Below are 25,710 nucleotides of genomic sequence, written 5' to 3' on the forward strand. Positions count from 1 at the left end.
CGCTAGTGGGTGATGGACTCCGGCGAAACGGCGTTCACCCGTCCCTCGACGCCGACCGCCTCGCCTTCTCCGTAGCGGATGGTCCCGAGCCAGTCGGCCGTCCATGCGATCGGCGCGGCGGAGCTGTTGAGCTGCGCAGGGCCTGAAGCGTTCACGACGATCTCGCCGATCATCCCGGCCGTCTCCGATGCCTCGGTTCCAGCGCGCCACAGGAGCGTGAGCCCGCCAGCGCACAGCATCGCCATGCAGTCGCTCGTGCAGTCGGAGTAGCCACCGAGCAGCTCGCCGAGCGCCTGGCACTCTGCGGCAGCGGCGAGCGCTGCGGGGACGGACTCCGCGGCCGCCTCCGCTGCGACCCCGAGCCCGGTCACTCCGCCGATGGTTCGGGTTGGCGACCACGTCAGCGTTCCCGCGAGCCGGAGCACGTCGCCGGGATCCGCCGTCCATGACATGAAATGTGCCGGTGGTACGCTCGCGTTGTCAGAGGTCACGCTGCCGAGCCAGCTCGCCTCGAAGAGCGCGCGTCCCTGCATGTCTGCCACGCCGCTCAGCTTGCCGTCGAGCGCGAGCGGCGTACCCGCGAGCCCGGTACGCGCCCATCCACGACACCTGTCGCGCAGGGGGAGCGGGAGCGCGGCGAGGTGCGCCTGTGCTGCAGCGTCCCAGTCACGCTCGATCCGCTGCGCGGCAAACGCGCGCGCCTGGTCCGGCGGCGCCGCGCGCTGCATGGCGTCGAGCAGGGACGCGGCTTCCGCGCCGGCAGGCAAGAATGCGTCGAGCAGCTGCTCGGTCGCTGCTTCGAGCATCGCGGTCAGCCCCTCCGCCGTCACGAAAGTCAGCTTCGTGTCGAGACGCGTCGCCGCCATATCGATCGGCAGGTCCTTGATCGGGACCCAGACGTCGCGCGCGGAGCCGGCCTGCAGCTCGCGTTCGCTCACGCAACCCCACACGATCCGACCGCTGTGCAGAGCGACGGTAAGGCTCGGCCCTACAGGCGCGCCCTCGACGACCACCGGTTCGTCTGGACCGCCGTGCGCCACGAGCGCGCCCACGGGTGCTTCGGGCGCAGCGGCTGCGATCTCCTCGCAGGTGGCCTCCGCGACGACGCTCGCCGTCCAGTCCTCCGCGACGCGCGTCCCCTCGTAGACCGGGATGACGCGGAGCGTGCCGAAGCCCTCCGCGCTCACCGAAACTCCGAGCTCCGCGGACGGCCCGCCCTTCGTCGCGGCGCGGAGCCGAAACGTGCTTCCCAGGGTCGACGCGTGGAGCTGAACCGAGGCCCTGCCATTTTCGTCCGCGACGGCCGTCGTGCGGTCGACCCATGCACCTGCAGCTTCGCCGAGGAGGGTGAAGCTCACCTCGTAGGGCGCCGGCGGTTGCCCCGTGACCCAGACCGTGCGCAGCTCCCCTGGCACGAGCTGGAGCGTACCTTCCTCCTCGAACGCCAGGACGGTGGGTCGAGCGGCGTCCCCGGGCATATCGGGGCCGCCCGTCGACTCATCGGCCATACGAAAAGAGCAGGACGCCAGTCCGACGATGGCGATCCAGGGAGCCGAGTACTTCCAAGGCAAGCTCACCCTTGGAGTGTACCTTGCATCTCCCTCGGCGAACAGTGGAGGGGCAAACGTACGACGGAGGGCCCGAGGCGCGAGCGGTGGCGCCGCGCCTCGATGCGTGAGGCAGACGGCGCCGGCCCGCAGGGACGCGACTACTTCACGTAGATCTGGGCGACGGCGAGGCCGCTGCCCCGGACGGTCATGACGGCCTTCGCGGGGCCTCCCACGGGGAGCGGATTCTTGAAGCAAGAGCCTTTGCCACCGAGCGTGGCGTTCGGTCCCGTGGTGTTGTCCTGGGAGAGCACCACGGGCGGCAGCATCGGCGCGGGCTGCGCGACGATCTGCAGGTTGAGCTCCTGGACGCCGAGGCCCACGCCGATCACCGAGTAACACTTGCCCGGCTGGATATTGAACGGCTGTTCGAGCGTCTGGCCGTCCTGGAACTGCCCGGCGAACGCGCCGCCCTCCGGCTGCATGCCCTGGACCTCGGAGGCCGCCATGGCGGTGAGGACCGGGGTCGCTGCGCTGACCGCGGCAGGCGCGATCGGGGTCGCCTGGCCGGTGCTCGTGCCCGTTGCGGTCGGCGTCGTCTGCGTCGGGGTGGGGGTCGTGGTGGCCGGCGGCGGGTACTGGCCCGGCTGGGTGGGTTGGCCGTACTGGCCCGGCTGGGAGGGCTGACCGTACTGTCCGGGCGGGTATTGTCCGGGCGGGTACTGGGTTGACGCCCCGTACTGGTTCTGCATCTGCGACGGGTTGTTCGGCTCCGGGTCGCTGCCGCCGCAGGCGAGGGGCGCGAGGCCGAGCAGGGCCGCTGGGATGAGGACGTGCAAGCGCATACGAGGCTCCTTCAGGGTTGTGCGAGTGAGGCCGCGACAATGGGACGCTCGCCGCACCCGCGGCGGCTCACCGCCGCTGGTCACGGTCGGTAAGACGGCCGAGGTGGGGGCGTGTTCTACAACGACTTGGCGGCGCAAGGCCAGACGCTGCGGTGCAGATGGCACGATGCGCGTTCAGCGAGCGGAAAGCGGCATCGCCGCGGCCTGGGTACACAGGTCCTGGAGCACGTTGTCGACCAGCGTTCGACGTTTCCGCGTTCGCGGGCGGGCGCGCGCGGTGTGCGGTGTGTCGATCGCCCGCCGTGTCCCCGCACGGCCGTGGCCGTCGAGCCCCCCGATCGATGCGCTGAGCCTGGCCGGCGCCGCCTACCGCCCCCGTCCCTTGCGAAGACGCACCAAGCCGTCAGCGCACCCGCCCGAGGAACCACTGGTCCCTGCAGACGTCCATCGGACCCCTGCGGCGCTCCAGCCCAGTTGACGCGGGCGGAGGGCGACACCAGAAACCCCGTTCACAACCGCGCGGGGCGGAGCGGTCACGTGGTCTGCTTGGCGAGCCCAGCGCGGTCCCGTCGCGAGCCCCGCCGGCACGCCACGGTGTGCGGCCCGGCAGTCACGCGCCGCTTCTGTGTAGATTGAACAATGGGCGATCCCGCTCGCGGCGGGAGATCAGGAACGAGCCATGAGCGACATCCACCAGGCGATCAAGGATACCGTCGAGAGCAACCGCGTCGTCCTCTTCATGAAGGGCACCAAGACCTTCCCGCAATGCGGGTTCTCGGCGCGAGCCGTCGACATCCTGAAAAAGTGCGGCGTGGACTTCAAGGACGTCAACGTGCTGTCCGATCCATCGCTGCGCCAAGGCATCAAGGACTACTCGCAGTGGCCGACGATCCCGCAGGTCTACGTGGACGGGAAGTTCATCGGCGGCTCCGACATCCTGACGGAGATGTTCCAGTCGGGCGATCTGCAGAAGCTCCTCTCGAAGCAGGACTAACGTCCGGATCGCTCAGGGGCGCGGAGCCCCGCCGCGCTGACGGCGCGGCGCAGGACCTCGTCGAACATGTCGCCGGTGAGCCGCCCCGTCTGCGTGTTCTGCTGGCTGACGTGGTAGCTGCCGAAGAGCAGCGCCGCCCTGGCGCCGCCGCGCGGATCGGGGATCGCCGCCTCCACGCCGTGCGCGAACGGCGGGAGGCGTGGGTGAGCTTCCGCGCGATCCCCCGCGGACGCGCCGCGCGAGCGGGCGAGCGCGGCGACGGCGTCATAGCCGATCTTGCCGAGCGCGAGGTAGACGCGCGCCCGATGCAGCGCCGCGAGCTCTCGGTCGATCCACCCGCGGCACGCCGCGAGCTCGGCGATCGTGGGCTTGTTGTCCGGGGGAGCGCAGCGGCAGGGGGCGGTGATGAACACGCCCCGGAGCGAGAGCCCATCGTCGCGCGAGGTGCTCGTCGGCTGCGAGGCGAGCCCCGCTCGATAGAGCGCCGCGTAGAGGAAGTCACCCGATCGATCACCCGTGAACATGCGGCCGGTGCGGTTCCCGCCGTGCGCCGCCGGGGCGAGCCCGACGATCACGAGCGGCGCATCCGGATCGCCGAAGCCCGGCACAGGGCGGCCCCAGTAGGTCTGGTCCCGGTAAGCGCGCCGCTTCTCTCGCGCGACGTCCTCGCGCCACGCCACGAGCCGCGGGCAGCGCCGGCACTCGACGAGCTCCGCCGTGATCAGATCGAGCGCGCGCGCCGCGCCGCCGCGGCTCACGCGGCGGGCTCGCCGCCCGAGCTCGTCGAGGCGCTGCTCTGCCCCACGTCCACGCCGCGCTCCGATGCGCGCGCCTCCGCGAGCGGGCGCGGCGGCGCCGCCGCGTGCTCTGTCAGGCCGCTCTGCTCGCCGGCCACCATCCCGGTCACGATGCGGTCGAGCACCGCGTCGAAGCGCAGGCGATTGAAGCGGGCTCCGCTCGCCAGCCAGTCGATGTGCCCGCCCTTGCCCGGAAAATGGCCGACGATGTCCAGGTGATCGGCCTTGCCGGCCCAGATGAGCTCCCCCCAGACCTGCGAGGCCAGCGGGACCACGCCGTCGTTGGCGTCCGGCGGCGGCAGCTCCCCGAGCACGCGCGCGAGCTTCTGCTCGATCGAGCCGTCATGGGAGCGACAAGGGTAGTGCTCGTTCAGGCGGGCGGTGATGTTCGACAGCGCGGTGAAGATGGCAGCCGACATCGCTCCCCACGGCGACCGGAGCGCCGATACCCAGTCGCGCACGGCGTTGCGTGGCGCGTACGTCGCGACGCTCTGGTACCGCAAGCCCGCGCGGTCCTCGAGGCCGGCGTGGAGCAGATCCATCGCCTCGGGCATGAGCTGGACGATGGCGCCCTGGTCGTCGCGCAAGAGCTTCAGCCAGGCGCGCAGCTCGCGGCTCGAGGCGTCGTCGAGCACGCGGATGAAGCTCTCGACCGCGCGATCGATGAGCTCGATCTCGAAGAAGCCGAGCTGCGCCCGGCCGAACGCGGCGACCAGCGCCGACGCGGCCGCGAGCGGCGGCGCGCCGAGCTTGAGGCCGGCCACCGTCAGCGCGGTGACGGCGTAGAGCAGGCGCTGGCCGCTCACCGTGGCGAAGAAGGCGGCGAGCGGGGTGCCGAAATGAGGCGTGTTGATGGTGGTGACGGACCGCAGCCGGCTCGTCCAGCCGAGCCGGCGGTGAGCGTTCCCGGGGAGCCGCGCCGTCGGCGAAGCGACGAGGCGAGCGTCCAGGCCTCCGGTCGAGTGGCCTACGATGTGGATGGGGCCGTCGTCGTCCCCGGCGCTCTCGTCCACGAGGCGGGCGAGCTTCGCCGCCCGGCGGAGGATGGAGGCCGTCGGGTGGACCTCGCAGACGTGGATCTCGACGATACGGCCGCGATCGCGGAACCGCTCCTCGATCGCGCGGATGAAGTGCTCGAAATACTCGAGGGAGGCGAGGGTCGCGAAGCCGAACATGCCCGGCGACAGGTAGACGCGCGTCTTCTGCACGCGCGGGAATGTGCCATGTCCGCCGGCCCTCCGCGGCATTTCCATCGCCGCCCGCGCCTGCGACCGTGACGGCCGGGCGGCGTGAAGAAGCGGCGGCATGCCGGCGGCAAATCCGGCTACCCTGCGATCGTGGACGACCCCAGCGCGCGGGAGATCGAGGCGGCTGTACAGGAGGCCCTGGGCCTGTTTGGAACATCGGGCTCGGTGAGCGTGCAGGGACGCCAGATCGCGCTGCGTGGGCGCGGTGCGCCCGTGGCCATCGATCTGGAGCAGCTGGTCGAGCAGTGGCCGCTTCTGCCACAAGAGCTGCGCACGCGTAAGGCGTCCGACATCGCGCGGCGGCTCGCTCAGGCGCACCGCGCGGTGAGCTCGCTCGTGCCGCCTGCGCCGGCCGCCCGGGTCCGGCCAGCGCGGCACCTCGTGATCCCCGTCGGCGTGCTCGCGCTGGTGGTCGTCGGCGCGCTCTTCGCGTCGCGCATGCTCCGATCGCGAGAGGCGCCGGCCGCCTCGCCCACAGAGCCGGAGACGACCGCCGGCGAGGATGCGGCGCGGAACGCGCGCACCTGCGAGGCCGCGCGCAAGCGGATCTACGCCGGCGCTTCCATGGGGCCCTTCGAGCTCGCGGGCTGGGTCGCCGAGCTCTGGCTGGCGATGCCGCGCGGCGCCGCTGCAGCGGAGCTCGCCGCCGGCGCCGGGGAACCAGCAGCCCTGACCGCCGAGTCCGTGGGGCTCGGCGCGCTCATCGCGCAGGGCAAGCTGACGGCTGGCGCCGACGCCGAGCTCGCCGCGATCACCGACGGGGCCGTGGAGATCGTCCCCGGGTTCGATGCGGAGGAGGTAAGGCGCTCTCCGTCGTGGCGCGCGATCACCGCGCGCTTCTCCGGCGGATACGCGCGGGCATACTTCGATCCCGCGCACCGGGCGCGCTTCGTCGCGCTCGGCGATCGCATGGCCGACGCGGCCGCCGCGGCGATGGGCGCCCTGTACGCGCGCTGCGCGCACCTGCCCTACCACGACGCCGGCGCCTGGTTCCGCGGCTCGGATCCGGCCACGGCGGCGACGGCGCTCGTCTATGCGTCCGGACTCTTCGCCGAGATGTCGGCGGTCGATCGAGGGGCGCTCGCCGCGCTGCCAGGGGTGGGGCCGATCGACGCCTTGCGCGGCGCTGGCGCCTCGCTCGATGCCGCGAGCCTGGGGAAGCTGGTGGGGGCGCACGGCGGGGGCATCACCAAGGGCGGGTCAGGCGCGGTCGTCATCACGTTCCCCGTCGGCGGGCCGACCCGGGCGACGACCGCGAGCCGCACCGTCGCGCGCAAGCTGCAGGTCGGCGTGGGCCAGGAGTGAACGCTCACTCGCCCGCGGCGAAGTGCACGATCGAGAAGACCGGCGCCGCGTCGCCGGCGCGCTCCGCGAGGAGCGCACGACCGCCGAGGAAATCGAGCTCGACGACGAAGGCGAAGCCGGCGACCTCGCCGCCCTGCTTGCGCGCGAGCTCGGCCGCGGCCGAGGCCGTGCCGCCGGTCGCGAGCAGGTCGTCCACGATGAGGACCCTGGCCCCCGGCCTGATCGAGCCCTTGTGCATCTCGAGCTCTGCCTTGCCGTATTCGAGCGCGTACGCCACGCGATCGGTCGCGGCCGGGAGCTTGCCTGGCTTGCGCACGGGCACGAAGCTCGCGTTGAGCCGGGCCGACAGCGCGCCGCCGAAGATGAAGCCCCGGGACTCGACGCCGACCACGACGTCGACGTGCTCGCCGACGAAGCGCTGAGCCAGGAGATCCAGCGTGATGTGGAGCGCCCGCGGATCCGCGAGGAGCGGCGTGATGTCCTTGAAGAGGATCCCGGGCTTCGGAAAATCCGGGACGCTCCGGAGGTGCGCCTTGAGATAACGGAGCGCGTGCTCGGAGGGCAGGGCGTCGTGATTGAACATGACGCCGAGCGTAGGCGAGCGCATTCGAGCCGGAAAGCGCTCCACGCGTCGCGACGCGAGCTACGTCAGGTGATGTGGCCGTCGTTGAGCTCCGCGGCGAGGAGGCCTGCGATGCCCTCGTGCTGCGCGGCGAAGAGGTCGAGGGTCAGCGGCGTGACGCTGACGGCCCCTGCGTCGTAGGCCTCGGTGTCCGAGCCGGGGACGAGGTCGTGGCGTACGCCCGCGCCGCCGATCCAGAGGTACTCGTGCCCGCGCGGATCCCGGCGAAAGATCACCTCTTCGGTGTACAAGCGCGCGCCCATGCGCGTGGCCCGCACGGGCCAGCTGCTGCCCGCAGGGATGTTGACATTGAGCAGCGGCGCTGGCCGGCGTCCCTCCTTCCCGGCGGCGCGGTGGAGGGCGAGGGCGAGCTTGACGCCGAGCGCCGCTGCGGCCGGGAGCGACGCGCCTGCATCGGCGGAGAGCGCGATCGAGGGGACGCCGCGGAGCGCTCCTTCGCGCGCGGCGGCCACGGTGCCCGAGTAGAAGATGTCGGCGCCCAGGTTGAGCCCGTGGTTCATGCCCGACACGACCAGATCGGGGCGCCGCGGCAGCACGCGCGTGCCGGCGTGAAGGGCGACGTAGATGCAGTCGGCGGGCGTGCCGTCGACCGCGAACACGCCGGGCGCAGCCTCCAGCAGCCGGAGGACGCGGTGCAGGCTCAGGGAGTGGCTCGTCGCGCTCTGGTTGACCGCGGGGGCGCACACCACCACGTCGGCATGCCGGGCGAGCTCGTCCCGCACCGCGGTCAGACCCGGCGCTGAGTAGCCGTCATCGTTGGAGAGGAGGATCAGAGGGCGCATGCGTTCGCTCGATGGGTCTCGGGATCAGCGACCGAGCAGGCGCCTCGCGAGCGCGGCGACGAGCTCGACGAGGGCGCTGACGCGGCCGAACCATCCGGCTCCCCCTCGCGCCCGCGCCATCGCGAAGGCGACCGTCCGGAGCGCGGGCGTATAAGGGTACCACCACAGCTCGCTCTTCGCCCTGCTGCGGTCCTCGAGCAAGAAGCGCGGCCGCGTGAGCTCCGCGAGCGCGTGTGGGCTGCTCGTGACGCCGTAGCCGCTGTCTCCCGCCCCCGTCCACGGCGCGGCCGGGAGCGCGCCCGTGAAGCCGTGGTTGTTGATCGTCACCACGCCGGAGCGCAGCCGTCGCGCGAGCGCGTGGGCCCGCTCGTAGCCGCGGGTCCAGAGGCTGGTCGTGAGCGCGAAGCGGGACGCGTTGGTGCGCGCGATCGCCTCCTCGGCGTCCTTCACCACGATGATGGGAAGAACGGGGCCGAAGGTTTCGTCCCGGAGCAGCGGCGTGTCCTCTCGCTCCACCTTGAGGACCGTCGGTGGGAAGGCGAGCGAGCCCTCTTCCGGCGCGCCGCCGGCGAGGATCTCTGCCCCGCCCTCGACGGCCGCCTCGAGCTGATGCCGCACGATCTCCGCCTGCCGCGCCGTCGTCATCACGCCGACGTCGATGCCGGCTCGGAGCTGCCCCGTGAGCGCGATGACGCGCGCGATGAAGCGGTCCGCGATCGCCTGCTCGACGTAGACGCGCTCGATGGAGGCGCAGTTCTGTCCGGCGTTCGTGAAGGCGCCCCAGAGGATGCCGCGCGCGGCGCGCTCCAGATCGCAGTCGCCGAGGACGATGGCGCCGTCCTTCCCGCCGAGCTCCAGGGACGTCGGGATGAGGCGCTCGGCGCACGCGACGGCGATCTTCTTGCCGGTGGCGACGCTGCCGGTGAAGACGACGAGATCGACGCCGGCCCCGACGAGCGCGGCGCCGACGTCGCTGCCGCCCTGCGCGACGGCGAGGACGCCGTCCGGGAGCAGCCCGTCGAACAGCGAAGTGACGAGCGCGCCGGAGCGCGGGGTGACCTCGCTCGGCTTGAAGACGACGGCGTTGCCCGCGAGCAGCGCCGGCACGATCGTGCGCAGCGGGATCGCGACAGGGTAGTTCCAGGGCGTGATGAGCGCGACGACGCCGCGCGGATCCCTCTGGATGCGCCCGACTTTGCCGGGGTAGGCGAGCGGGTCGAGCGCGACGGGGGAGTCGTCGAGGAGCTCCTCGATGGACCGGGTCCAGTAGTCGATGAGATCCGCGTTCGGGAGCACTTCAGCGAGCGCGGCCTCCTCGATCGGCTTGCCGCACTCGCGGTGCACGAGCGTCGCGATCTCCTCGGCCCGCGCGAGCAGGCGCTTCTTGACGCGCGCGACGAGCTCGGCGCGCTCCCTGATCGGGACCTCCGCCCAGGCGATCTGCGCCGCCCGTGCGCTGGCAACGATCGTCGCGAGGGCGCTGGGCTCTGTCTCTGCCACGCCGTCGAGGGGCGCTCCCCCTGCCGGGCTGCGCAGAGGGAAGGGGCCGGAGCTCGCTACCCTGACGGACGCCGACGACGCCGCGTCGCCAGCTGCGGCGCAGGCCTCGTGGGGAAGGGGAGTCGTCTCGGAATCCATCGGGCGCGGAGCCTAGCACCGCGCTCCTGCCCCTCCGCATGGGGCATGTTGCGCCCCCTAGGGAGCAGGCCCCGACCGGACCGGCCGGGGGCGCGGGTTTCTAAGGAGCGGGATCAGGCGCAGGCGCGGTCTCTTCAGCGGGCGCGGGCGCAGCGCCCTCACCGTCCGGGGTGGCGGTGCCGGCGGGGCTGCCTTTCCGCTTCGTGGGGCGGTCGGGCGTCGGGCTCGCCGCGGAGGGCGTGATCGACACGACCGTTTGCTTGCGGCAACCGACGATGACCGCCTGGCCGGCGGAGAGCCACGCGGGGGTCGACGTCTTCTCCGTCGTCAGCTTGCCGAGCCGCACGTAACGCGTCCCGCAAGGCACGTCGAGCGTCTCTCCGGTGCTTCCGGCGAGCGAGCCGTTCACATACACCGACGCGCGCTCTGGCGAATTGACCGTCAGGTGGCCCCGGCTCGGCGGCAGATCCTCCGCCTTGCCTGCGGCCGGCGCAGCGCTCGCCTCGGGTGCAGCGCTCGCCTCGGGCGCAGCGCTCGCTTCGGGTGCAGCGCTCGTTGCCGGCGTCGCGGTCTCGGCCGCGGACGGTGCAGCGGGCGCCGTCTCGGTGGGCGCGGCGGTCGGCGTCGGCGCGGTGGCCGGCGGCTGCGCGGTCGCGCTCTGGGTCGCTCCCGGAGACGTGTCGGGGGCGACGTCGGGGAGGGGCGCGGGCTCGGGGTCAGACACGCTGAGCCGGTACGCGACCGCTGCGCCGCCCACGAGGAGCGCCACGGCGGCGATCACGATGCCCACGCGGGAGCGCGGGCGCGGCGGCGGTCGCACGGTGATGCCGGCGTCCGCGGCGGGCCGCGTCGTGACGTGGTCGGAAGGCTTCACGTCCTTGTCGGCCGGGAGGGGCGGGTCCTTGGTGATGACCTTCGGGAGAAGGTCGCGGTCGGCCGCCTTCGGCCTGGACCTGCGATCCGCTTCGTCGCTCGCGTCTCTGGACAGCGTTCCAGGCGACGCATCGCCGGCCTCTTCCGCGACCGAGCGCGCGACGGCCTGGGCTTCGGACCGCGCGGAACGGATCGCCGTCTCCTCGTCTTCGAGGCCCTCGGGGCGAGAACGAATGACGGTGGGCTCGTCCTCGAGCATGCCGCGGATCACGGTCGGCTCGTCGTCGACCATCTCGCGGCTGAACTCTCGCTCGGTGGCAGGCTCCCCCATCGCGCGCCGCGTGGCGGCGGCGATCGGATCCGGCGCCTTGGGGGTGACCGGCTCACCAGAAGAGGACGGCCCACGGGCAGTGACCGCCTCGAGCGTGGAGGCGTCGTCCGCGGCGGCCGACGCGGTCGTGGCGTGTACCTCCGCGCGGTCAGGCAGGGATCTGCGCTCCGCGCGCGCCTCGGGCACCGCGGCATCCGGCGCCGCCCTGCGCTCGGCCGGGAGCTTCAGCGCCGCGGCGGGCTTCTGGCCGGGTTCCGGCTCGTCGGGGAGGAGCCCTGCGAACGAGAGCTCGCTGTCGCCCTCCACCACCTTCGGCCGCGCAGCGACGTCCTCGTGAGGGAAGAACGGCTTCGTCTCTGCGCGCGGGCTGGAGCCCCGGGCCGGGGGCATCGCCGGGCCTGCACCGGGCGCGTCCTTGCCCAGGGCAGCTGACCTGGCCGCAGGCGCCGTGACCTTGGCCGCGGTCCTGGCTGCCTCTCTCGGCTTCAGCTCGGCCGCCTCCGCGGGAGGGCGGAAGGTCTCCTGAGCACCGGCGGAGGGGCCGGCGTCAGCCCGCGGGAGATCGATGGAGGCGGCGGGCCTCGCGACCGGCTTCCCGGGTGAGCTGGGAGGCGGCGCAGGGTTGCGCGCCGGCGTCGCCGCGGCCGGCTTGACGGCCGCGGCCTTGACCCCGCTCGCTGCGGGCGTGGCCGCTGCGGCCGCCTTCACCGGCGGCTGTTGCGGCGTCTTCGCCGGGGATTGCTGCGGTGCCTTCGCGGCCGCTGCGGGCTGCTTCGCGGCGCTGGCCGCCGCGGTCTGCGATGCCTGCGCGGCCGCCGGGCTGAAGGCGTCGATGCCACCGACGTCGTCCAAGACGGGCTCGATGGCGCGCGGCGCAGACGGTCCGCTCGAGGCGACCGCTGCCGGCCGTGCTTCATTCGCCGGCGACGTTTCCGTCGAGCTGAACCTGGGGTCGGGCGAGGCCGCGCCCGCCGTGTCGTTGGCGATGGCGCCGGGCGCCTCGCCGCGATGCGGGACGAGCTCGGCGGAGGCCGCGAGCTGCGCCCGGGTGCGAGGCGCAGCGGAGTTCCGCTGCACCCGGTGGAGGAGCGCTTCGAGGGTGGCGACTTTTTCGGCGACGTTCACGCCGCGCCAGCATATCGCGGCTCGGCGCTCGTTACATCATTCGCGGTGAAGGGGCGCGATCGGGCGGGCTCACCGGCGGAAAATCCCGCTGGAAGGGGTCAGAGGGTCTCGAGGTAGGCGACCAGATCGTCGAGCTGGGCGTCCGAGAGCTGGGACGTCTTGCCGTGCCGGTCGCCGCCGCCGCAGGCGGGGTTGGTGAACCGGTCCTTCAGCGTCGGCGCGCATCCGTCGTGCATGAACGGCGCGCGCGCGCCGATGCGGACCAGCGACGGCACCTGGAAGGGCTTGCCCGTACCGACGTCGAACGAGTCGTTGGTCGTGAGCTGAGCGCCCGCGTGGCAGCTCGCGCAGTCGACGGCCTTGTCGTGGAAGAGGGCCTCGCCGCGCGCGACGGCCTCTGCGTCGGGCGCCGACGACACCGGCGGAGCGGGGAGGCTGTCGATCCACCGGGCGAAGACCTTCACCCGGCGCGGTCCCTGGTGCATGCCGCCCATGCGCCGCTCGAAGACCTCGTCCATGATGGCTTCGATACCCGACATATCGCCGTCCCAGTGGAACGGCGCCGTGTTGAGGATCCCGCCGCTGACGAACTGGGTGCGCCGCGGTCCGATGGGGTTGAAGTGCCAGGTATGGCTGTCCTCGCCTCCCTCCGGATGGCACGACGCACACGCCATCGGGCCGGCAGTGTTCCGGTGGAACATCTCGTGGCCGGTGTCCCTGCGGCTCTCCCCGGGGAGCGTGATGACCTTGGCGACGCGGTTGCCGGCGGTGTTGGGAGCCCCGAGGACCTGGATGCCCGCCGGCTCGCGGGTCTGCACCACCACGGAGCCGCCGGCGAACGCGACGGCCGTGGGCTCGCCTTCCACGACCACGCGCTGCTCCGCCTCGACGCACGTTCCTTCGGGGGCACCCATCGTCACGTTCAAGTTCGCGCGGCTGGTCATGAGGATCTCGCTCCTGCCGGCCGCGACGACCGCATACGAGAGACCGTCATCGGACACCGCGACATCGACCGGCAGGGTCGCGGAGGGGAGGGCAGCGGCCAGGTTCGGCTGGCCGTCGGAGTCGGGCGTCCCGACCTCCGAGACCGTGCCGTGGACGACGCTCCCATCGCATCCGCCGGAGCTGTAGCCCCCCTCCACGATCTCGACGGGCGCGATCAAGGCGCGCTGGTGGACCATCGCGATACCGCCTGTCGGCAGCTTGATCGTCCGCCAGGCGACGGTCGGCGCGAAATCCTGCCCGAACAGGTTGAAATTCGGGAGCTTCTTTTGCTCCATCACGATGCCGTCCGCCCCGATGGTGAGCAGCTCGGCAGACCGGAACTTGCTGACCAGGAGCCGGTCCCCGTCCACGACCACGTCGCGCAGGTCGCGATCGAGCTTCAGGCGGCGCGTCGCCGCGCCGGGACCGGCCGGGAGCGTGACGAGCTCGCCGCCGAGGCACGCGACATGGAGCGCGTCGGTCTGCGCATCGTAGGCGACCCCCCGCGGGGCCGGGCACACGTCGCGCCGGTCGATGATCGTCCCGCTCTCCGCGTCGACGGTCACGATCGCGCCGCCGCGGCGGAGCGCGACGTGGAAGCGACCCGCGTCGTCCTCGACGACCCTGCCCGGCTCGTCGCCCTTCTGCAGGGCGATCTCCGCGGTCAGCTTCTGCGCCTGGAGATCGACGATCCACACCCGGTCGCGATCCGGATCCGCGGCCACCGCCCGGAGGGCGCTCTTGCTCACGGCGAGCGTTCCGCCGCTGATGGCGGGCGGCGGCTCCGCCGCGACCGCGACGCTCCCAGGATCGCCGATGTCGGGGGTGTCGTCCTCACCGAGCTCCCACGGAGCGCAGGCGGCAAAGGGTGATGCGATCACAAGGATGGCGAGGAACGGGGAGAAGCTGCGGCGCGACGCAAGCAGTCGATGCATGAGGGCCTCCGGTCCGCCGCCAAGCAAGATGGCGGCCACTTCATTCGATGTTCTTCCATCCGATCGCGCGCGGCAATACGTGTTGCCGCGGAGAGAGCGACGTATTCCTGCCGTCCATAGCGAGCGTGAGCGGGGGTTGGATGGCGTGTCTGGCGAGGGTCCCGTGCCGCGCATCGGTGATGACGTCCCTGCTGTCGTGGCCCATTGCGGCACGGCACGACGAGCGCGCCAGACCACCGTGTCCGGCGCGGCCCGGGACGGTTCCCGTCGCGGTCGCGGCATGACGCGGGCCTGGGGGCGCAGGCGCGCCGTGGGCCGAGAGCGCGGGCTTCCCGGTCACCTTCGCCAGACGGCGAGGCGAGCGATCGCCGAGACGCGATGCGTGGGATCGCCTGTGACTTGACGGGTGCTCTCGCCGCCCATAAGTGACCCACCGGTCATGAAAAGCACCGCACCCTCGTCTCGACGCAGCATCTCGCTGGCTTCGACGCTCGCCGGGCTGCTCGCCCTCGGGCTCATCGCCTCACCGGCCGCGGGGCAGCCGGCCGCTCCCCGACCGGCGGCTCCGCAGCCGGTCACCCCGCCGCCCGCCCCGGCGCCTCCTGCCGCGGGCCAACCGCAGCCCCCGGGCGCTCCTATCGCTGCGGCCCAGCCGGCGGCGCCGAAGGCCGATCCGCTCGCCACGGCGCTTGCGCCGCAGCCGGGAGGGCTGACGCCGGACGACGTCGCGAAGGCTGCGCTGCGGACGCGCGCGTCGCTCCGCGCCAAGCAGGCCGATCTCCGCGCGGCCGCTGCCAAGGTCGATCAGGCGATGGTCAATTTCTTTCCGCGGCTGACGCTCACGGCCACCTACACGCGTTTGTCAGAGGTCGAGACCCCGGCCCTCGGCGCGGGGGCGCCGGTCGTCGGCGTGACCAATGGCCCGGGGCAATCTGGATTCAGCGAGGGACCCCTCTCCACCGCGCCTTGCGCAGACGCCGCTGCGGGGCAGTGTGTCGTCGACGGCGACGGCCGCTTCGTGACCCTCAGCCGTTCTCCTGGGCTTAGCCTCCCTTCGTCCGTCAACTCCTACTCCCTGACGGCGAGCCTCGCCGTGCCCATTTCGGATTACGTGTTCCGCATCTCGCAGGGGTACGCGTCGGCGTCCCACGCAGAGAGCGCGAAGAAGCTCGAGCTGCAGGCGGAGACGCTGCAAGCCGCGGCCGACGCGAAGATCGCGTTCTTCAACTGGGTCCGCGTGAAGGGGCAGGTCGTCGTCGCAGGTGAGGCGGTGTCTCAGTCCAGGGCGCACGTCGAGGACGCGCGCCGCACCTTCGAAGTTGGGCTGCTCTCACGCGCTGACGTGCTCCGGCTCGAGGCCCAGGTGGCCGGCGCGGAGCAGGTGCTCAATGAGGCGCAGGCCGCGCTCCTGGTCGCGGACGACCAGATCCGTATCGCGCTCGGCGCCGCGCCGGACAGGCCGCTCACGTTGGGGATCGATGTGATGGGGAGCGCGCCTGCGAAGCCGCCCGCGGAGGCGCTCCCGGCGCTGGTCCAGGAGGCGCTTCAGAAGCGCCTCGAGATCCGCGCCCTCGACGAGACGCAGTACTCGCTCGAGAAGGCCGAGGCGGTCACGAGGGCCGGCTACTTCCCGCGGTTGGACGGGTTCGCCGATCTCACCTACGCGAACCCCAACCAACGCGTCTTCGGAGCTCAGGACAGGTTCGATGCGACGTGGTCCGCAGGCGTCCGCGCCACGTGGGTCGTCAACGACATCTTCACCACCGCGGGCGCGTCCGCCGAGGCGAACGCCCGCACCACGCAGATCGCGGAGCAGAAGGCCGCGCTGCGCGACGCCCTCCGCCTCGAGGTGGTCTCGGCGTATTCCGAGCTGAGCAAGACCGCGAGCAGCATCGAGTCTGCAGAGCGCCAGCTCGCGGCGGCCACGGAGTCGATGCGCGTCCGGTCGGAGCTGTTCCGGGCAGGGCGAGCCACGAGCGTCGACGTGGTCGACGCCGAGGGCGAGGTGACGCGCGCGCGGCTCCAGCAGCTCAACGCGCGCGTCGGCGCGCTCGTCGCCAAGACCCGGCTGGACCACGTGGTCGGACGCGACGCGAAGGACCTGAAATGACCTCGCCGCGCGCGTCTTCTTCGCTTGCGCGGCCCTCCTGGCCGGAGTAGGGAAGGCGTGCGCCGCTGCAGCGCGGGTTCCTGCGGCGCCTTTGTCGACACCGCGGCAATCACCCGCATCATCCCTCACCGGCCGAGGCAGCGCGTCCACGGTGCGCGCCCGGTCCGCCCGTCATGACGGAGCTTGCGCTCATCATCAGCGGCGGCCTGCTCGGGCTCGCCTTTGCGGCTTACCTCGCTCGCTGGGTCGTCGCACGCCCCGCGGTCGAGCCCGAGATGCAGCGCATCGCAGCGATCATCCAGGGGGTCGCGGAGGCGTACTTTCGCCGCCAGAGCAGCGTGATCGGCGCGGTCTCCGCGATGCTCGGAGGCGCCATCTTCCTCGCCTACGGCCTCCTCCGGCGCACCGGGGAGAACAACCCGGTGCCAGCGCTGGAGCTGGGTGTCTGGCTGACGCTCTCGTTCGCGGTCGGGGCCGCCAGCGCGGTCGCGACCGGCCGCGTCGCTGCCTGGATCGCGCCCCGCACCAGCGTGCGCGCCGCGAGCGGCGCCCGCCGCTCGCTCGATCTCGCCCTGCAGATCGCCCTCCGTGGCGGCGCCGTGTCGGGGCTCTTCGTCGCGAGCATGAGCCTCCTCGGCCTCGGCGGCCTGTTCGCCGCGGTCCTCGCGTTCCGTGGCGGCTTCGGCGCCGAGCCGGCCGAGGCGCTCGCGCTCGCCCCGACCATCCCCTGGGTCATCGCCGGTTACCCGCTCGGCGCCTCCTTCGCCGCCCTGATGGCGCAGCTCGGAGGCGGCACCTTCTCCAAGGCGGCCGACCTCGGCGCGGACCTCGCCGGCGCGGAGGTCGGGCTCGACGAGGACGACCTCCAGAACCCGGCCACGATCGTCGATCTGGCAGGTGATACGGTCGGCGACTGCGCCGGGCGCGCGGCCGGCGTCTTCGCCTCCACCGTCACCGAGAGCGCGGGCGCCATGGTGGTCGGCGCGATGCTCTTTCGCAACAACGCCGGGCTCCCGAGCGCCCTCGCCGTCGTGCTTTTCCCGCTCGTCAGCCGTGCGTTCGGCCTCATCGCGACGCTCTTCGGCGTCATGGTCGTCAAGACCGACGACCGCGAGGACGCCTTCAACGCGCTCGTGCGGGGGCTCTACGTCACGGCCACCCTCCACGCCGTCGGCATCGCCGGGGCCGCCAAGTGGCTGCTCGACGCCCACTGGGTCATCTTCTTCGCCTGCGGCGTGATCGGCATCGTCACCGGCATCGGCGTGCTGCACGTCACGCAGTACTACACCGAGCAGCGGCACCGCCCGGTGCGCGAGCTCGCCGAGGCGGCCCGCAGCGGCTCCGCGATGGCGGTGCTGCGCGGGCTCGCCATCGGTCTCGAGAGCTCGGTTCCCCCGCTCCTGGTCGTCGTCGGCGCCACCTTCGGCTCCTACCTGCTCGGCGCCCGCTCCGGGCTCGCCGGGGGGGGCCTGTTCGGCACAGCGGTCGCGACGATGGGGATGCTGGGCACCGCGGGGTACGTCCTCGCCATGGATGCGTTCGGCCCCATCGTGGACAACGCGGGCGGCATCGTCGCCGTGACCGTCGCCCGCGAGCGGCCGGACGTGCGTGGCCGCACCCTCGTGCTCGATGCCGTCGGCAACACGACCAAGGCGCTCACGAAGGCGTACACGGCCGGCGTGGCCGCGCTCGCCTCGCTGCTGCTCGTCGCCGGCTACCTCGATGAGTCCCGGCGCCGCGCGTTGACGTCGAGCGCGCCGATCCGCGGCGAGACGACCGCGATGGTCCTGCGCCTCGACCGGCCCGAGGTCTATCTCGGCGCCCTGGTGGGGATCCTCCTTGTCTTCTGGCTGGCCGGCCGCTGCATTCGCAACGTCCTCCAGGCTGGCCGACGCGTCCTCGACGAGGTGAGGCGCCAGGCCCGCGCCCGTCCGCCGGGTTTCGTAGGCGACCACGAGCCCTGCGTCGAGATCGTCTCTCGGGCCGCGCTGCGCCATATGATCGCGCCAGCCCTCGTCTCCGCGGTGGTGCCCGTCGTCGTGGGACTTGCCTTGCGCTTTGCAAGGACGGAAGATAATCCTCTGGTCGCGGCCGATTCAGTCGCGGCCTTGATCATGGCCGGGACGGTCGCAGGCGTCCTCGGGTCGCTCTTCTTGGGGAATACCGGGGCGATCTGGGACAATGCGAGGCAGTACATCGCGACCGGCGCGCACGGTGGGCGCTACCTTGTCGACGAGACGGGGGCGCGGGCGGACAACCCCACCTATGGTGCCGCCGTCGTTGGCGACACGATCGGCGATCCGCTCAAGGATGTGGCCGGTCCCGCGATCCACGTGCTCATCAAGATGCTCCCCGCCGTGATCATCGTGTTCTTGCCGTTCTTCATCTGATGACGGTTCTTCACCCAGCGGGATTTGCCAAGAGATCCCGTTCACCCGACCCATCCCGGCGAATAACCGCCGCACCTGTATCCCGAGCCCACGACGTGCCGCCTCCGATCTCCGACGCACTCTCCACCCTCAGCGATCGTGGCCTGCGAAGGCTGCTTGGCGCCCGCACCTTCCTCCGCGGGCTGGAGTACTTCCGCCGCCGTGTCGTCGAGGACATCTCCATCAACGAGACGATGGCGAGCGGCACCGTCCGCGCCGCCGACTCCGAGCCGTATCCGGTCAAGGTCGAGCTATCGCCCGATGGCATCCAGTCGCAATGTTCCTGTCCGGCGTTCCAGAAGGCTGGGCAGCACTGCAAGCACGTCGCGGCGCTGCTCATCAGCATCCGCGACCAGGCGCGCGGCGCGCAGCCGCGACGCGAGCCGCCGATCCCGGCGCTCGTCCCGCAGACCGCCCACGCCGGCGGTGACGCCCTGAAGCGTGTGCGCCGTCGCGACCGCCGCGGGCGCCTGGCGATCACGCCGTCGGCGCCTGTCCCGACCGTCGTCGGCACCCACGGGCCGCCGGGCTCATCCGTCGCCCTCGCGGCGCCGATCCTGGACGCGACGGCCAAGCAGACCGGGATCGGCGCCTGGCTTCCGCCCGAGGGCGTCACCGGGGCACGGCGCGTGGAGTTCCGCCTCCACGTGCGGCAAGGGGCGCTGACCGTCACCGTCCTCGACGCCGAGGCGCGCGTCCCGGTGCTGCCCTCTGCGGCGCTCGCCTGGCAGGCGCTCTATCCGACGCCGGATCGCGACGCGCTCCGGCTGCTCGCCCGGTTCGAGAGCGGCAACCCGCGCCACCCAGCCGTCGACATCCGCGGCGAGGACGTGGCCGAGCTGCTCCCGCTGCTCGAGGGCCAGCGCGTGCTGCTCGAGCCGGCCCTGATGCAGCTCCGCTTCGGCGACGACAGCCTGCGGCCGCGCTTCGATCTCGAGACCGTCGGCGGCGACACCATCATCGTGAAGACGAGCTTCGAGCGGGGGAACGACAAGCGCCGCTTCTCGCTGCTGCAGGGCGGGTGGTTCGAGGGCTGGCCGGGCTGGCACATCGACACGCAGGAGGGGCTCGCGCGCCGCATCGACAAGCGCGTCTCCCCCGCGGCGATGCGCCGCCTGCTCCGCTCGCCGACCATCGGCGAGCCGATGAGCGAGCTGGCCCGCATCATCATGCAGGGGCTGCCCAAGATCGCGCTCGAGGTCGGCGCGGAGCTGCCCGACCTGAATCAGATCGCCGAGGTCGTCGATCTCGTGCCCACGTTCCGCATGCGCGCGGGCGGCTCGCTCATCGAGGCGCGCGTCACGCTGACCGCCGCCTACGGCGACGCCGAGGTCGCGGTGCGCGCCGACGGCATGTCGCCCCCGGTGCTCGTGCAGCCGCCCGAGGAGGGGATGAAGCGCGCCCGCTGCATCCGCGTGGACATCGCCGCGCAGCAGGAGGCGGCGAGCAAGCTGCTCGCCCTCGGGCTCAAGCCGGACGAGACGGGCCAGGGCTTCATCGCGAACGGCGACCAAGCGCTCACCTTCTGGACCGAGGGGCTCGCCGAGCTCCCCGACGACTGGGACCTCTTCGTCCCCGAGGATCTCGTCGACACGCAGGTGCGCGGCAGGCCGATCGGCGTGTTCGCCAAGGTCACCTCGGGGATGGACTGGCTGAACGTCAAGCTCAGCTTCGAGAGCGAGGGCATCGGCGTCGATCGCGACGAGCTGCGCCGCTGTCTCGCCGAGGGCAAGCGCTACGTCCGCCTCGAGGACGGGTCGTTCGCCGCGTTCGATCCCGACGCCGTGCGCGCGATGCTCGATCGCGAGGTCGAGCTGATGATGGCGGCCGGCAAGAGCGGCCGGCTGCCCCTCGCGCAGGCCGGGCGGGTGCACGAGCTCCTCCAGCACGCGAGCGGATCGAGCGTGACCGCCTCCGCGCGCGAGCTGTTCCAGAAGCTCAGCAACATCGACGAGATCGGCAGCACCAAGCGGCCCAGGAACCTGAAGGCGACGCTCCGTCCCTACCAGGAGGCGGGCCTCTCGTGGCTCAAGTTCATCCATGACATCGGCTCGGGCGGCGTGCTCGCCGACGACATGGGCCTCGGCAAGACGGTCCAGACGCTCGCCCTCCTGCTCGCCGTCAAGCAGGAGGAGAAGCACATGCGCGCGCTGATCGTCGCCCCGACGAGCGTCGTCACGAACTGGGAGCGCGAGCTCGCCCGGTTCGCGCCGTCGCTGTCGGTCGCCCTCTGGCACGGCGCCGATCGCAAGGATCAGATCGACGAGGTGAAGGCCGCGGAGGTGGTGATCACGAGCTATGCGCTCCTCCGTCGCGACGAGGATTTCCTCGCGCAGCTCGACCTGAGCTACGCCATCCTCGACGAGGCGCAGCACATCAAGAACCCGATGAGCGCCACCGCCGCGGCGGCCAAGCGGCTCCGCGCGAAGCGCCGGCTCGCGCTGACGGGCACGCCCATCGAGAACCGGCTCTCGGAGATCTGGTCCATCTTCGACTTCGTCTCGCCGGGCCTGCTCGGCTCGCTCGACAAGTTCGAGGCCCGCTTCTCGCGCCCGATCGAGGCGGGCGACTACAAGACCGCGCAGCGGCTCCGCGCCGCCATCCACCCGTTCATCCTGCGCCGCACGAAGCAGGAGGTCGCCAAGGATCTTCCCGAGAAGATCGAGATGGATCAGATCTGCGATCTCACCGGCGAGCAGCGGGCGCTCTACATGCAGGTCGCGCGCGAGGTGCGGGCGCAGGTCCTCGGCGAGGTCGAGCGCGTCGGCCTCGCGAAGAGCCAGCTGCAGATCCTCGCCGGCCTCACCCGCCTCCGGCAGGCGGCCTGCGACCCGCGGCTGCTCGGCTTGCCGCGGGAGTTCGGCGACGACGACTCGGGCAAGCTCGTCGCGGTCCGGGAGCTCATCGCGAACGCCGTCGAGGGCGGGCACAAGGTCCTCGTCTTCAGCCAGTTCGTGATGATGCTGAGGCTCATCGAGAAGGCGATGAAGGAGGATGGTGTCGCCTACGAGTACCTCGACGGCTCCACGAAGGACCGGGCGGAGCGCGTCGACCGCTTCCAGAACGATCCGAGCGTGCCGGTCTTCCTCATCAGCCTCAAGGCGGGCGGCACGGGCCTGAACCTCACCGCGGCCGACACGGTCATCCACTTCGATCCGTGGTGGAACCCGGCGGTCGAGCAGCAGGCCACCGACCGCGCCCACCGCATCGGGCAGACGAAGGTGGTGACGGCCTATCGGCTCATCGCCGAGGGGACGATCGAGGAGAAGATCCTGCTGCTCAAGGACAAGAAGCGTCAGCTCGTCGCCTCCGTCCTCAGCGAGGACGCGGGCGGCGCGAAGAAGCTCACCAAGGCCGACCTGGAAGAGCTGTTCGCGGTGGACTGAAAGAACGACGGCGCGCAGGGGGAGCGCGCCGGTCGCGGAGCACCGGCCGATCCATGAGGGCGCGCAGGGGAGCGCGCCCTCATGGGGGCACGGGTGGATCCATGGCGGCGCTCGGAGTGGCCCTCGCGGGGCCTTCCGGCACCGCAGGGCGGGGGAGGGGGGCTACGGCTTGCGGCCGCCGCTCAGGACCATCAGGTGGTACTTGCCGAACTCGCTCTGCCCCAGGGTGAACAGGACCTCGATCAGGAGGCGGTACGGCGTGGTTGCGTCGGCGACGATGATCGCCTCCGACGACGACGGATCGAGCCCTTTCGCTGCGCGAATGGCCTTGTCCGTCTCGCGCGCGTGGGACAGGGCGTTCGCCAGCGGCACGATGTAGAGATCGTTCGGGCCGCTGCGCTTGTACTTTGCGTCGACGCCCGACTGCGCGAGCTGCTCGCGGTTGGGCAGCATGACGATCGGGGTCGGATCCTCGCCGACCAGGATCTGCGACTTCGAGACGATGACGACGACGCCCTCCTGGGAGGGCTCGGCCTGCATCACCGACTTCGGCAGGGTGAGGTCCTTCGACTGCGGGATGGATGCCGCCGACGATCCCACGCTCTTCAGCAAGAAGACGAGGATGATCGTCATCAGGTCGAGCATCGCCGTGATGTTCAAGAAGTCGATCTCGGGGTCCCGCCGGTTCCTTCGGATCGCCTTCCGGAGGGCCGCCTTGTAGCGGACGACGGTCGCCTTCGGCCGCGGGGCAGGTCGTTGCTCGGCGCTCATCGGGCCACCCCGAAGTGGACCTCCGGGAACAGCACTTCCCCGTCGTCGCTCCTCAGCGCATCCATCACGTCGATGATCGTCTTGTAGTCGATGCCCGGGTTCGCCGTGATCGTCACCTGCGTCTCCTCTTTGAACTCGGGTCGGGCGTTCTTGAGGCGCTTCGCGCACGCCGTGAGCGCGGGGTAGTCATAGCTGTCGTTCGCCTTCGGCACCGTGACCCCGCCGCCCACGTCCTGGCAGCCGGTCGCGATGTTGCCGCTCGACGTCTTCAGCGAGATCCCTTGGCTGGTGATGAACGCGGAGAGGTTCAACGCCTTGCTCGAGAGCTCGCTGCGCACCTTGCCGCCGCCGATGGATGGCGGGGTCGTGTCGATCGACGACACGAATGTCACCGACACGCTGGCGAGCACGAAGATGAGGATGTTCGTGATGATGTCGAGGTACGGAACGACGTTGAGCTCGCCGGCCTCCTCCCCGGCTTCGGGCTCCTTGGGCTGCGATAGGCGCCGGATCTTCGATCGCTGCGCCGAGCTGAGCGGGACGTCTTGCGGGTCCGCCATGGGCTAGTAGCCAGGCTTGCTGCTGATCGTGAGCAGGTTGAAGACGCGCTCGGTCGTCGACTCGAGATCGTGCTGGATGTTCTTGGAGCGGGTGTGGAGTAGCACGTGCGCGATCATGCACACGACCGCGATGGCGAGGCCGAACGCCGTGTTGTACATGGCCTCCGCGATGCCGTTCGAGAGCATCCGCTGCTTGTCGGCCTGCGAGAGGCCCTGGGCGGCGATGGAGGCGAACGTGTTGATCAGGCCGGAGACCGTCCCGATGAGGCCGATCAGCGTCGCGATGTTCGCGAGCGACCACAGGGCGCCGATGCGCTTCTCCACGGCCGGCTTGAGCTCGGACAGCTTCTCGCTGAGGGCGGCGTCGATCTCGTCGGCCCCCTTGTTCGCGTGGGTCAGGCCGGCCTTGACGAGCTGCAGGATCGGGTAGTCGCTCGCGTCGCAGAGCTTGATGGCGCGGTCGATGTTGCCGGCCGCCACCAGCTTCTTGACCTGCGCGAAGAACTCCTTGGAGTTCACGCGGTAGCGTCCCAGCTGGAACGCGGTTCGTTCGATGATGATGGTCACCACGACCGCGGAGACGACCAGGTTCGCGATCAGGAAGGTCGGATTGTGCTTGATGGCCTCCCACATCCCACCTTCGCCACCACCCTCGGCCGCCAACATCAGCAGATGACGCATCCTCGAAGTCCCTTTCTCAGCGTCGTCAGAAGCCCGACAATCTCCAGGCGCGGCGACTATAACTGCCGCCCGATCCCGTGTGCAAGCTCGGCGATGCTGCCGCGCCCCGAGCCGCGAGGCTGGGATCGCCGAAAATCGTCGCAAGAACCAGCGAATCTCACGGCGAGCTCGCCCCGGCCACGCGGACGGGCGCCGTCCGCGCCGAGGCCGGACAGGTAGGTCCGGAGACCCCTGATTCGCTCCGGCTGCCGGCGTCTGAGCGGGCTACCGTGCTCTGCCATCGCCGCGTCGTCCGGGCGGATGAGTCGCTGCGCTCGCTCTCGGGTGATGCGGCTCGCACTGCCGCGGCGCGCGGTCGGGCCGGCGGTGGTCATGCGGGCGCTGCGCCCCCTGAAATTCGCGGCATCTGCCGCTGGCCCGTCCGCATCGCTCCCGGCCGATCATGACATAACCCCGCGATTGTTGTAAAGTTTTGCCCGTATCAGAGCGCTCACGTGTGGCCAAATCTCTCTTGACGGCGCCGGGTCTCAATCGCGAAGATGCGCGAGTCCCCCGGGCGCGTCGGCGTAGCTCGGCCACAAGGCGGCACGCTCTGCGGTGAACGGGGAGCCGCGCCTAGAGCCATGAAAGGGCCCCTGGCGACGACGCGAAGTCAGTCTTGGACGACAGGTGGGAGAGCTGGGACGGCGCCGCGCGCCGGCACCAGAAGAGACGATCAGGACTCTTGCAGAGGTCAGCGCCGCTCGGCTAGCGTCCCGTGGGCATCTCGCCAGAGAGCGACAGCAGCACGCCGTCCACGGCCAGCGCCGCCAAGCAAAATAGGCCTCTCATCCGTCTTTACGTGTGAGTGAAAGACTGCCGCCCCTCGGCAACACGAGTCTGACAAAGGGAACCGATCGAGTTGCGCGAAACCTCATCCCGGGGACGCGAGGCGAACTGGAGGACAGAAGCAATGCACGGAGCGTATGAAGCTTTCAAAGAGGGTGGGTGGGGTATGTGGCCCATCCTGTTCTGGTCGATCCTCACGATCGGCATCATCGTCGAACGCGCCCTCTACCTGTTCGGCTCGTCCATCAACAAGGACGTCTTTCTCGCCACCATGCAGAAGTGCATCCTGGCGGGTGACGTTGCCAAGGCCGTGAAGATGTGTTCGGCGGCGAACGCCCCGCTCGCCCGCATCGTCCAGGCCGGCCTTGTCAAGGTGAACCGTCCCGACGAGGAGGTCCAGGCGGCGATGGACGAGGCGGCTCTCCGCGAGCTGCCGAAGATCTCGGCGCGCACCTCGTACCTCGCGCTGCTCGCGAACCTCGCGATGCTCTCCGGCCTCCTCGGGACCGTGACGGGCCTCATCAAGTCGTTCGGCTCCGTCGCCGGAGAGTCGGTCGACCCCAGCCAGAAGGCCCGCGTGCTCGCGCTCGGGATCTCCGAGGCCATGAACTGCACCGCCTTCGGCCTCGGCGTCGCCATCATCGGCCTCATCGGCTTCGCCGTGCTGAACGGCAAGACGCAGCACATCGAGGACGACATCAACGAGGCGTCGGTGCAGATCCTCAACCTCGTCGTCGCGAACCGTCAGAAGGTGAATGTCGCAGCAGTAGGTCAGGCGGCTGCCTGATGGTCCTCGGCGGGCCCGGGTCGTCGAGCGCCCTCCGCGCGCGATGCCGCCTGGGCCCGCTCTCGCGCCTCGAAGCCCCGGACGGCGGCTTCCGCCGCCGGGGCCCCGGGAA

The 25,710-nt window shown here is 71.2% G+C and carries 18 protein-coding genes; 6 read left to right on the forward strand and 12 right to left on the reverse strand.

What is annotated here, in order from left to right:
* Positions 1-2 precede the first annotated feature (2 nt).
* Together WME73_RS16775 and WME73_RS16780 are read right to left on the reverse strand one after the other, a co-directional pair.
* Positions 3-1,577, reverse strand: coding sequence for a hypothetical protein (locus WME73_RS16775; protein WP_437916331.1), 1,575 nt, complete (start codon positions 1,575-1,577; stop codon positions 3-5).
* 131 nt (positions 1,578-1,708) lie between these two features.
* Positions 1,709-2,392: a hypothetical protein gene (locus WME73_RS16780; RefSeq protein ID WP_437746452.1), complete on the reverse strand. Its 684-nt coding sequence runs from the start codon at positions 2,390-2,392 to the stop codon at positions 1,709-1,711.
* A 679-nt stretch (positions 2,393-3,071) separates the two neighbouring features.
* Between WME73_RS16780 and grxD the strand changes: the two genes are divergently transcribed.
* Positions 3,072-3,386, forward strand: a complete 315-nt coding sequence (gene grxD, locus WME73_RS16785) for a Grx4 family monothiol glutaredoxin (RefSeq protein ID WP_437536647.1) — start codon at positions 3,072-3,074, stop codon at positions 3,384-3,386.
* Here grxD and WME73_RS16790 read toward each other — a convergent pair.
* On the reverse strand, positions 3,383-4,144 hold the full coding sequence (locus tag WME73_RS16790) for a uracil-DNA glycosylase (protein WP_437746453.1): 762 nt from the start codon (positions 4,142-4,144) through the stop codon (positions 3,383-3,385). The two genes, grxD and WME73_RS16790, sit on opposite strands and share 4 nt — an antisense overlap.
* Positions 4,141-5,391 (reverse strand): esterase/lipase family protein, encoded by a 1,251-nt coding sequence (locus tag WME73_RS16795; RefSeq protein ID WP_437746454.1) that lies wholly within the window; start codon positions 5,389-5,391, stop codon positions 4,141-4,143. Before WME73_RS16795 ends, WME73_RS16790 begins: the two co-directional genes overlap by 4 nt.
* A 129-nt stretch (positions 5,392-5,520) precedes the next feature.
* Here WME73_RS16795 and WME73_RS16800 point away from each other — a divergent pair, with 129 nt between their 5' ends.
* Positions 5,521-6,735: a hypothetical protein gene (locus WME73_RS16800; protein WP_437916332.1), complete on the forward strand. Its 1,215-nt coding sequence runs from the start codon at positions 5,521-5,523 to the stop codon at positions 6,733-6,735.
* 4 nt (positions 6,736-6,739) lie between these two features.
* Here WME73_RS16800 and WME73_RS16805 read toward each other — a convergent pair whose 3' ends face one another.
* The 5 genes from WME73_RS16805 to WME73_RS16825 all read right to left on the reverse strand — a co-directional run bounded on the left by WME73_RS16805 (position 6,740) and on the right by WME73_RS16825 (position 14,046).
* The gene (locus WME73_RS16805) at positions 6,740-7,342 is read right to left on the reverse strand and encodes an adenine phosphoribosyltransferase (protein WP_437872336.1); all 603 of its coding nucleotides are present in this window, start codon (positions 7,340-7,342) and stop codon (positions 6,740-6,742) included.
* 41 nt (positions 7,343-7,383) lie between these two features.
* Positions 7,384-8,160, reverse strand: a complete 777-nt coding sequence (gene surE / locus WME73_RS16810; protein WP_437768164.1) for a 5'/3'-nucleotidase SurE — start codon at positions 8,158-8,160, stop codon at positions 7,384-7,386.
* A gap of 24 nt (positions 8,161-8,184) precedes the next feature.
* Positions 8,185-9,798 carry an aldehyde dehydrogenase family protein gene (locus WME73_RS16815; RefSeq protein WP_437916333.1) on the reverse strand — a complete coding sequence of 538 codons (1,614 nt, stop codon included), beginning with the start codon at positions 9,796-9,798 and terminating at the stop codon, positions 8,185-8,187.
* 100 nt (positions 9,799-9,898) lie between these two features.
* Positions 9,899-12,127, reverse strand: a complete 2,229-nt coding sequence (locus tag WME73_RS16820) for a hypothetical protein (RefSeq protein WP_437916334.1) — start codon at positions 12,125-12,127, stop codon at positions 9,899-9,901.
* A 98-nt stretch (positions 12,128-12,225) separates the two neighbouring features.
* Positions 12,226-14,046: a c-type cytochrome gene (locus tag WME73_RS16825; RefSeq protein WP_437916335.1), complete on the reverse strand. Its 1,821-nt coding sequence runs from the start codon at positions 14,044-14,046 to the stop codon at positions 12,226-12,228.
* A gap of 439 nt (positions 14,047-14,485) precedes the next feature.
* Here WME73_RS16825 and WME73_RS16830 point away from each other — a divergent pair, with 439 nt between their 5' ends.
* From WME73_RS16830 to WME73_RS16840, 3 genes are all read left to right on the forward strand, one after another.
* Positions 14,486-16,156, forward strand: coding sequence for a TolC family protein (locus WME73_RS16830; protein ID WP_437746461.1), 1,671 nt, complete (start codon positions 14,486-14,488; stop codon positions 16,154-16,156).
* Between the two features lie 173 nt (positions 16,157-16,329).
* The gene (locus WME73_RS16835; RefSeq protein WP_437746462.1) at positions 16,330-18,546 is read left to right on the forward strand and encodes a sodium-translocating pyrophosphatase; all 2,217 of its coding nucleotides are present in this window, start codon (positions 16,330-16,332) and stop codon (positions 18,544-18,546) included.
* Entirely contained in the window at positions 18,546-21,971 is a 3,426-nt protein-coding gene (locus WME73_RS16840; protein ID WP_437916336.1) for an SNF2-related protein, read from the forward strand. Before WME73_RS16835 ends, WME73_RS16840 begins: the two co-directional genes overlap by 1 nt.
* A gap of 162 nt (positions 21,972-22,133) precedes the next feature.
* Here WME73_RS16840 and WME73_RS16845 read toward each other — a convergent pair whose 3' ends face one another.
* The 3 genes from WME73_RS16845 to WME73_RS16855 are packed head-to-tail and all read right to left on the reverse strand — an operon-like array spanning position 22,134 to position 23,983.
* Positions 22,134-22,742 carry an ExbD/TolR family protein gene (locus WME73_RS16845; RefSeq protein WP_437746464.1) on the reverse strand — a complete coding sequence of 203 codons (609 nt, stop codon included), beginning with the start codon at positions 22,740-22,742 and terminating at the stop codon, positions 22,134-22,136.
* Complete coding sequence (locus tag WME73_RS16850; protein WP_012235623.1) at positions 22,739-23,302, reverse strand: ExbD/TolR family protein; 564 nt, start codon at positions 23,300-23,302, stop codon at positions 22,739-22,741. The genes WME73_RS16845 and WME73_RS16850 overlap by 4 nt, the downstream gene beginning before the upstream one ends.
* Before the next feature lie 3 nt (positions 23,303-23,305).
* Positions 23,306-23,983 (reverse strand): MotA/TolQ/ExbB proton channel family protein, encoded by a 678-nt coding sequence (locus WME73_RS16855; protein ID WP_012235624.1) that lies wholly within the window; start codon positions 23,981-23,983, stop codon positions 23,306-23,308.
* A 994-nt stretch (positions 23,984-24,977) separates the two neighbouring features.
* Here WME73_RS16855 and WME73_RS16860 point away from each other — a divergent pair.
* Positions 24,978-25,598, forward strand: coding sequence for a MotA/TolQ/ExbB proton channel family protein (locus WME73_RS16860; protein WP_231864858.1), 621 nt, complete (start codon positions 24,978-24,980; stop codon positions 25,596-25,598).
* The last annotated feature ends 112 nt before the right edge of the window (positions 25,599-25,710 follow it).

The sequence above is a fragment of the Sorangium sp. So ce302 genome (assembly GCF_051530145.1).
GTDB classification, from domain to species: Bacteria; Myxococcota_A; Polyangia; order Polyangiales; family Polyangiaceae; genus Sorangium; species Sorangium cellulosum_B.

What these genes read in the sequence shown, in the direction of transcription:
- WME73_RS16845 (WP_437746464.1), bottom strand. Translation starts at nt 22,742, where the DNA reads ATGAGCGCCGAGCAACGACCTGCCCCGCGGCCGAAGGCGACCGTCGTC.
- WME73_RS16780 (WP_437746452.1), bottom strand. Translation starts at nt 2,392, where the DNA reads ATGCGCTTGCACGTCCTCATCCCAGCGGCCCTGCTCGGCCTCGCGCCC.
- WME73_RS16815 (WP_437916333.1), bottom strand. Translation starts at nt 9,798, where the DNA reads ATGGATTCCGAGACGACTCCCCTTCCCCACGAGGCCTGCGCCGCAGCT.
- WME73_RS16850 (WP_012235623.1), bottom strand. Translation starts at nt 23,302, where the DNA reads ATGGCGGACCCGCAAGACGTCCCGCTCAGCTCGGCGCAGCGATCGAAG.
- WME73_RS16860 (WP_231864858.1), top strand. Translation starts at nt 24,978, where the DNA reads ATGTGGCCCATCCTGTTCTGGTCGATCCTCACGATCGGCATCATCGTC.
- WME73_RS16805 (WP_437872336.1), bottom strand. Translation starts at nt 7,342, where the DNA reads ATGCGCTCGCCTACGCTCGGCGTCATGTTCAATCACGACGCCCTGCCC.
- grxD (WP_437536647.1), top strand. Translation starts at nt 3,072, where the DNA reads ATGAGCGACATCCACCAGGCGATCAAGGATACCGTCGAGAGCAACCGC.
- WME73_RS16825 (WP_437916335.1), bottom strand. Translation starts at nt 14,046, where the DNA reads ATGCATCGACTGCTTGCGTCGCGCCGCAGCTTCTCCCCGTTCCTCGCC.
- WME73_RS16855 (WP_012235624.1), bottom strand. Translation starts at nt 23,983, where the DNA reads ATGCGTCATCTGCTGATGTTGGCGGCCGAGGGTGGTGGCGAAGGTGGG.
- WME73_RS16835 (WP_437746462.1), top strand. Translation starts at nt 16,330, where the DNA reads ATGACGGAGCTTGCGCTCATCATCAGCGGCGGCCTGCTCGGGCTCGCC.
- surE (WP_437768164.1), bottom strand. Translation starts at nt 8,160, where the DNA reads ATGCGCCCTCTGATCCTCCTCTCCAACGATGACGGCTACTCAGCGCCG.
- WME73_RS16830 (WP_437746461.1), top strand. Translation starts at nt 14,486, where the DNA reads ATGAAAAGCACCGCACCCTCGTCTCGACGCAGCATCTCGCTGGCTTCG.
- WME73_RS16840 (WP_437916336.1), top strand. Translation starts at nt 18,546, where the DNA reads ATGACGGTTCTTCACCCAGCGGGATTTGCCAAGAGATCCCGTTCACCC.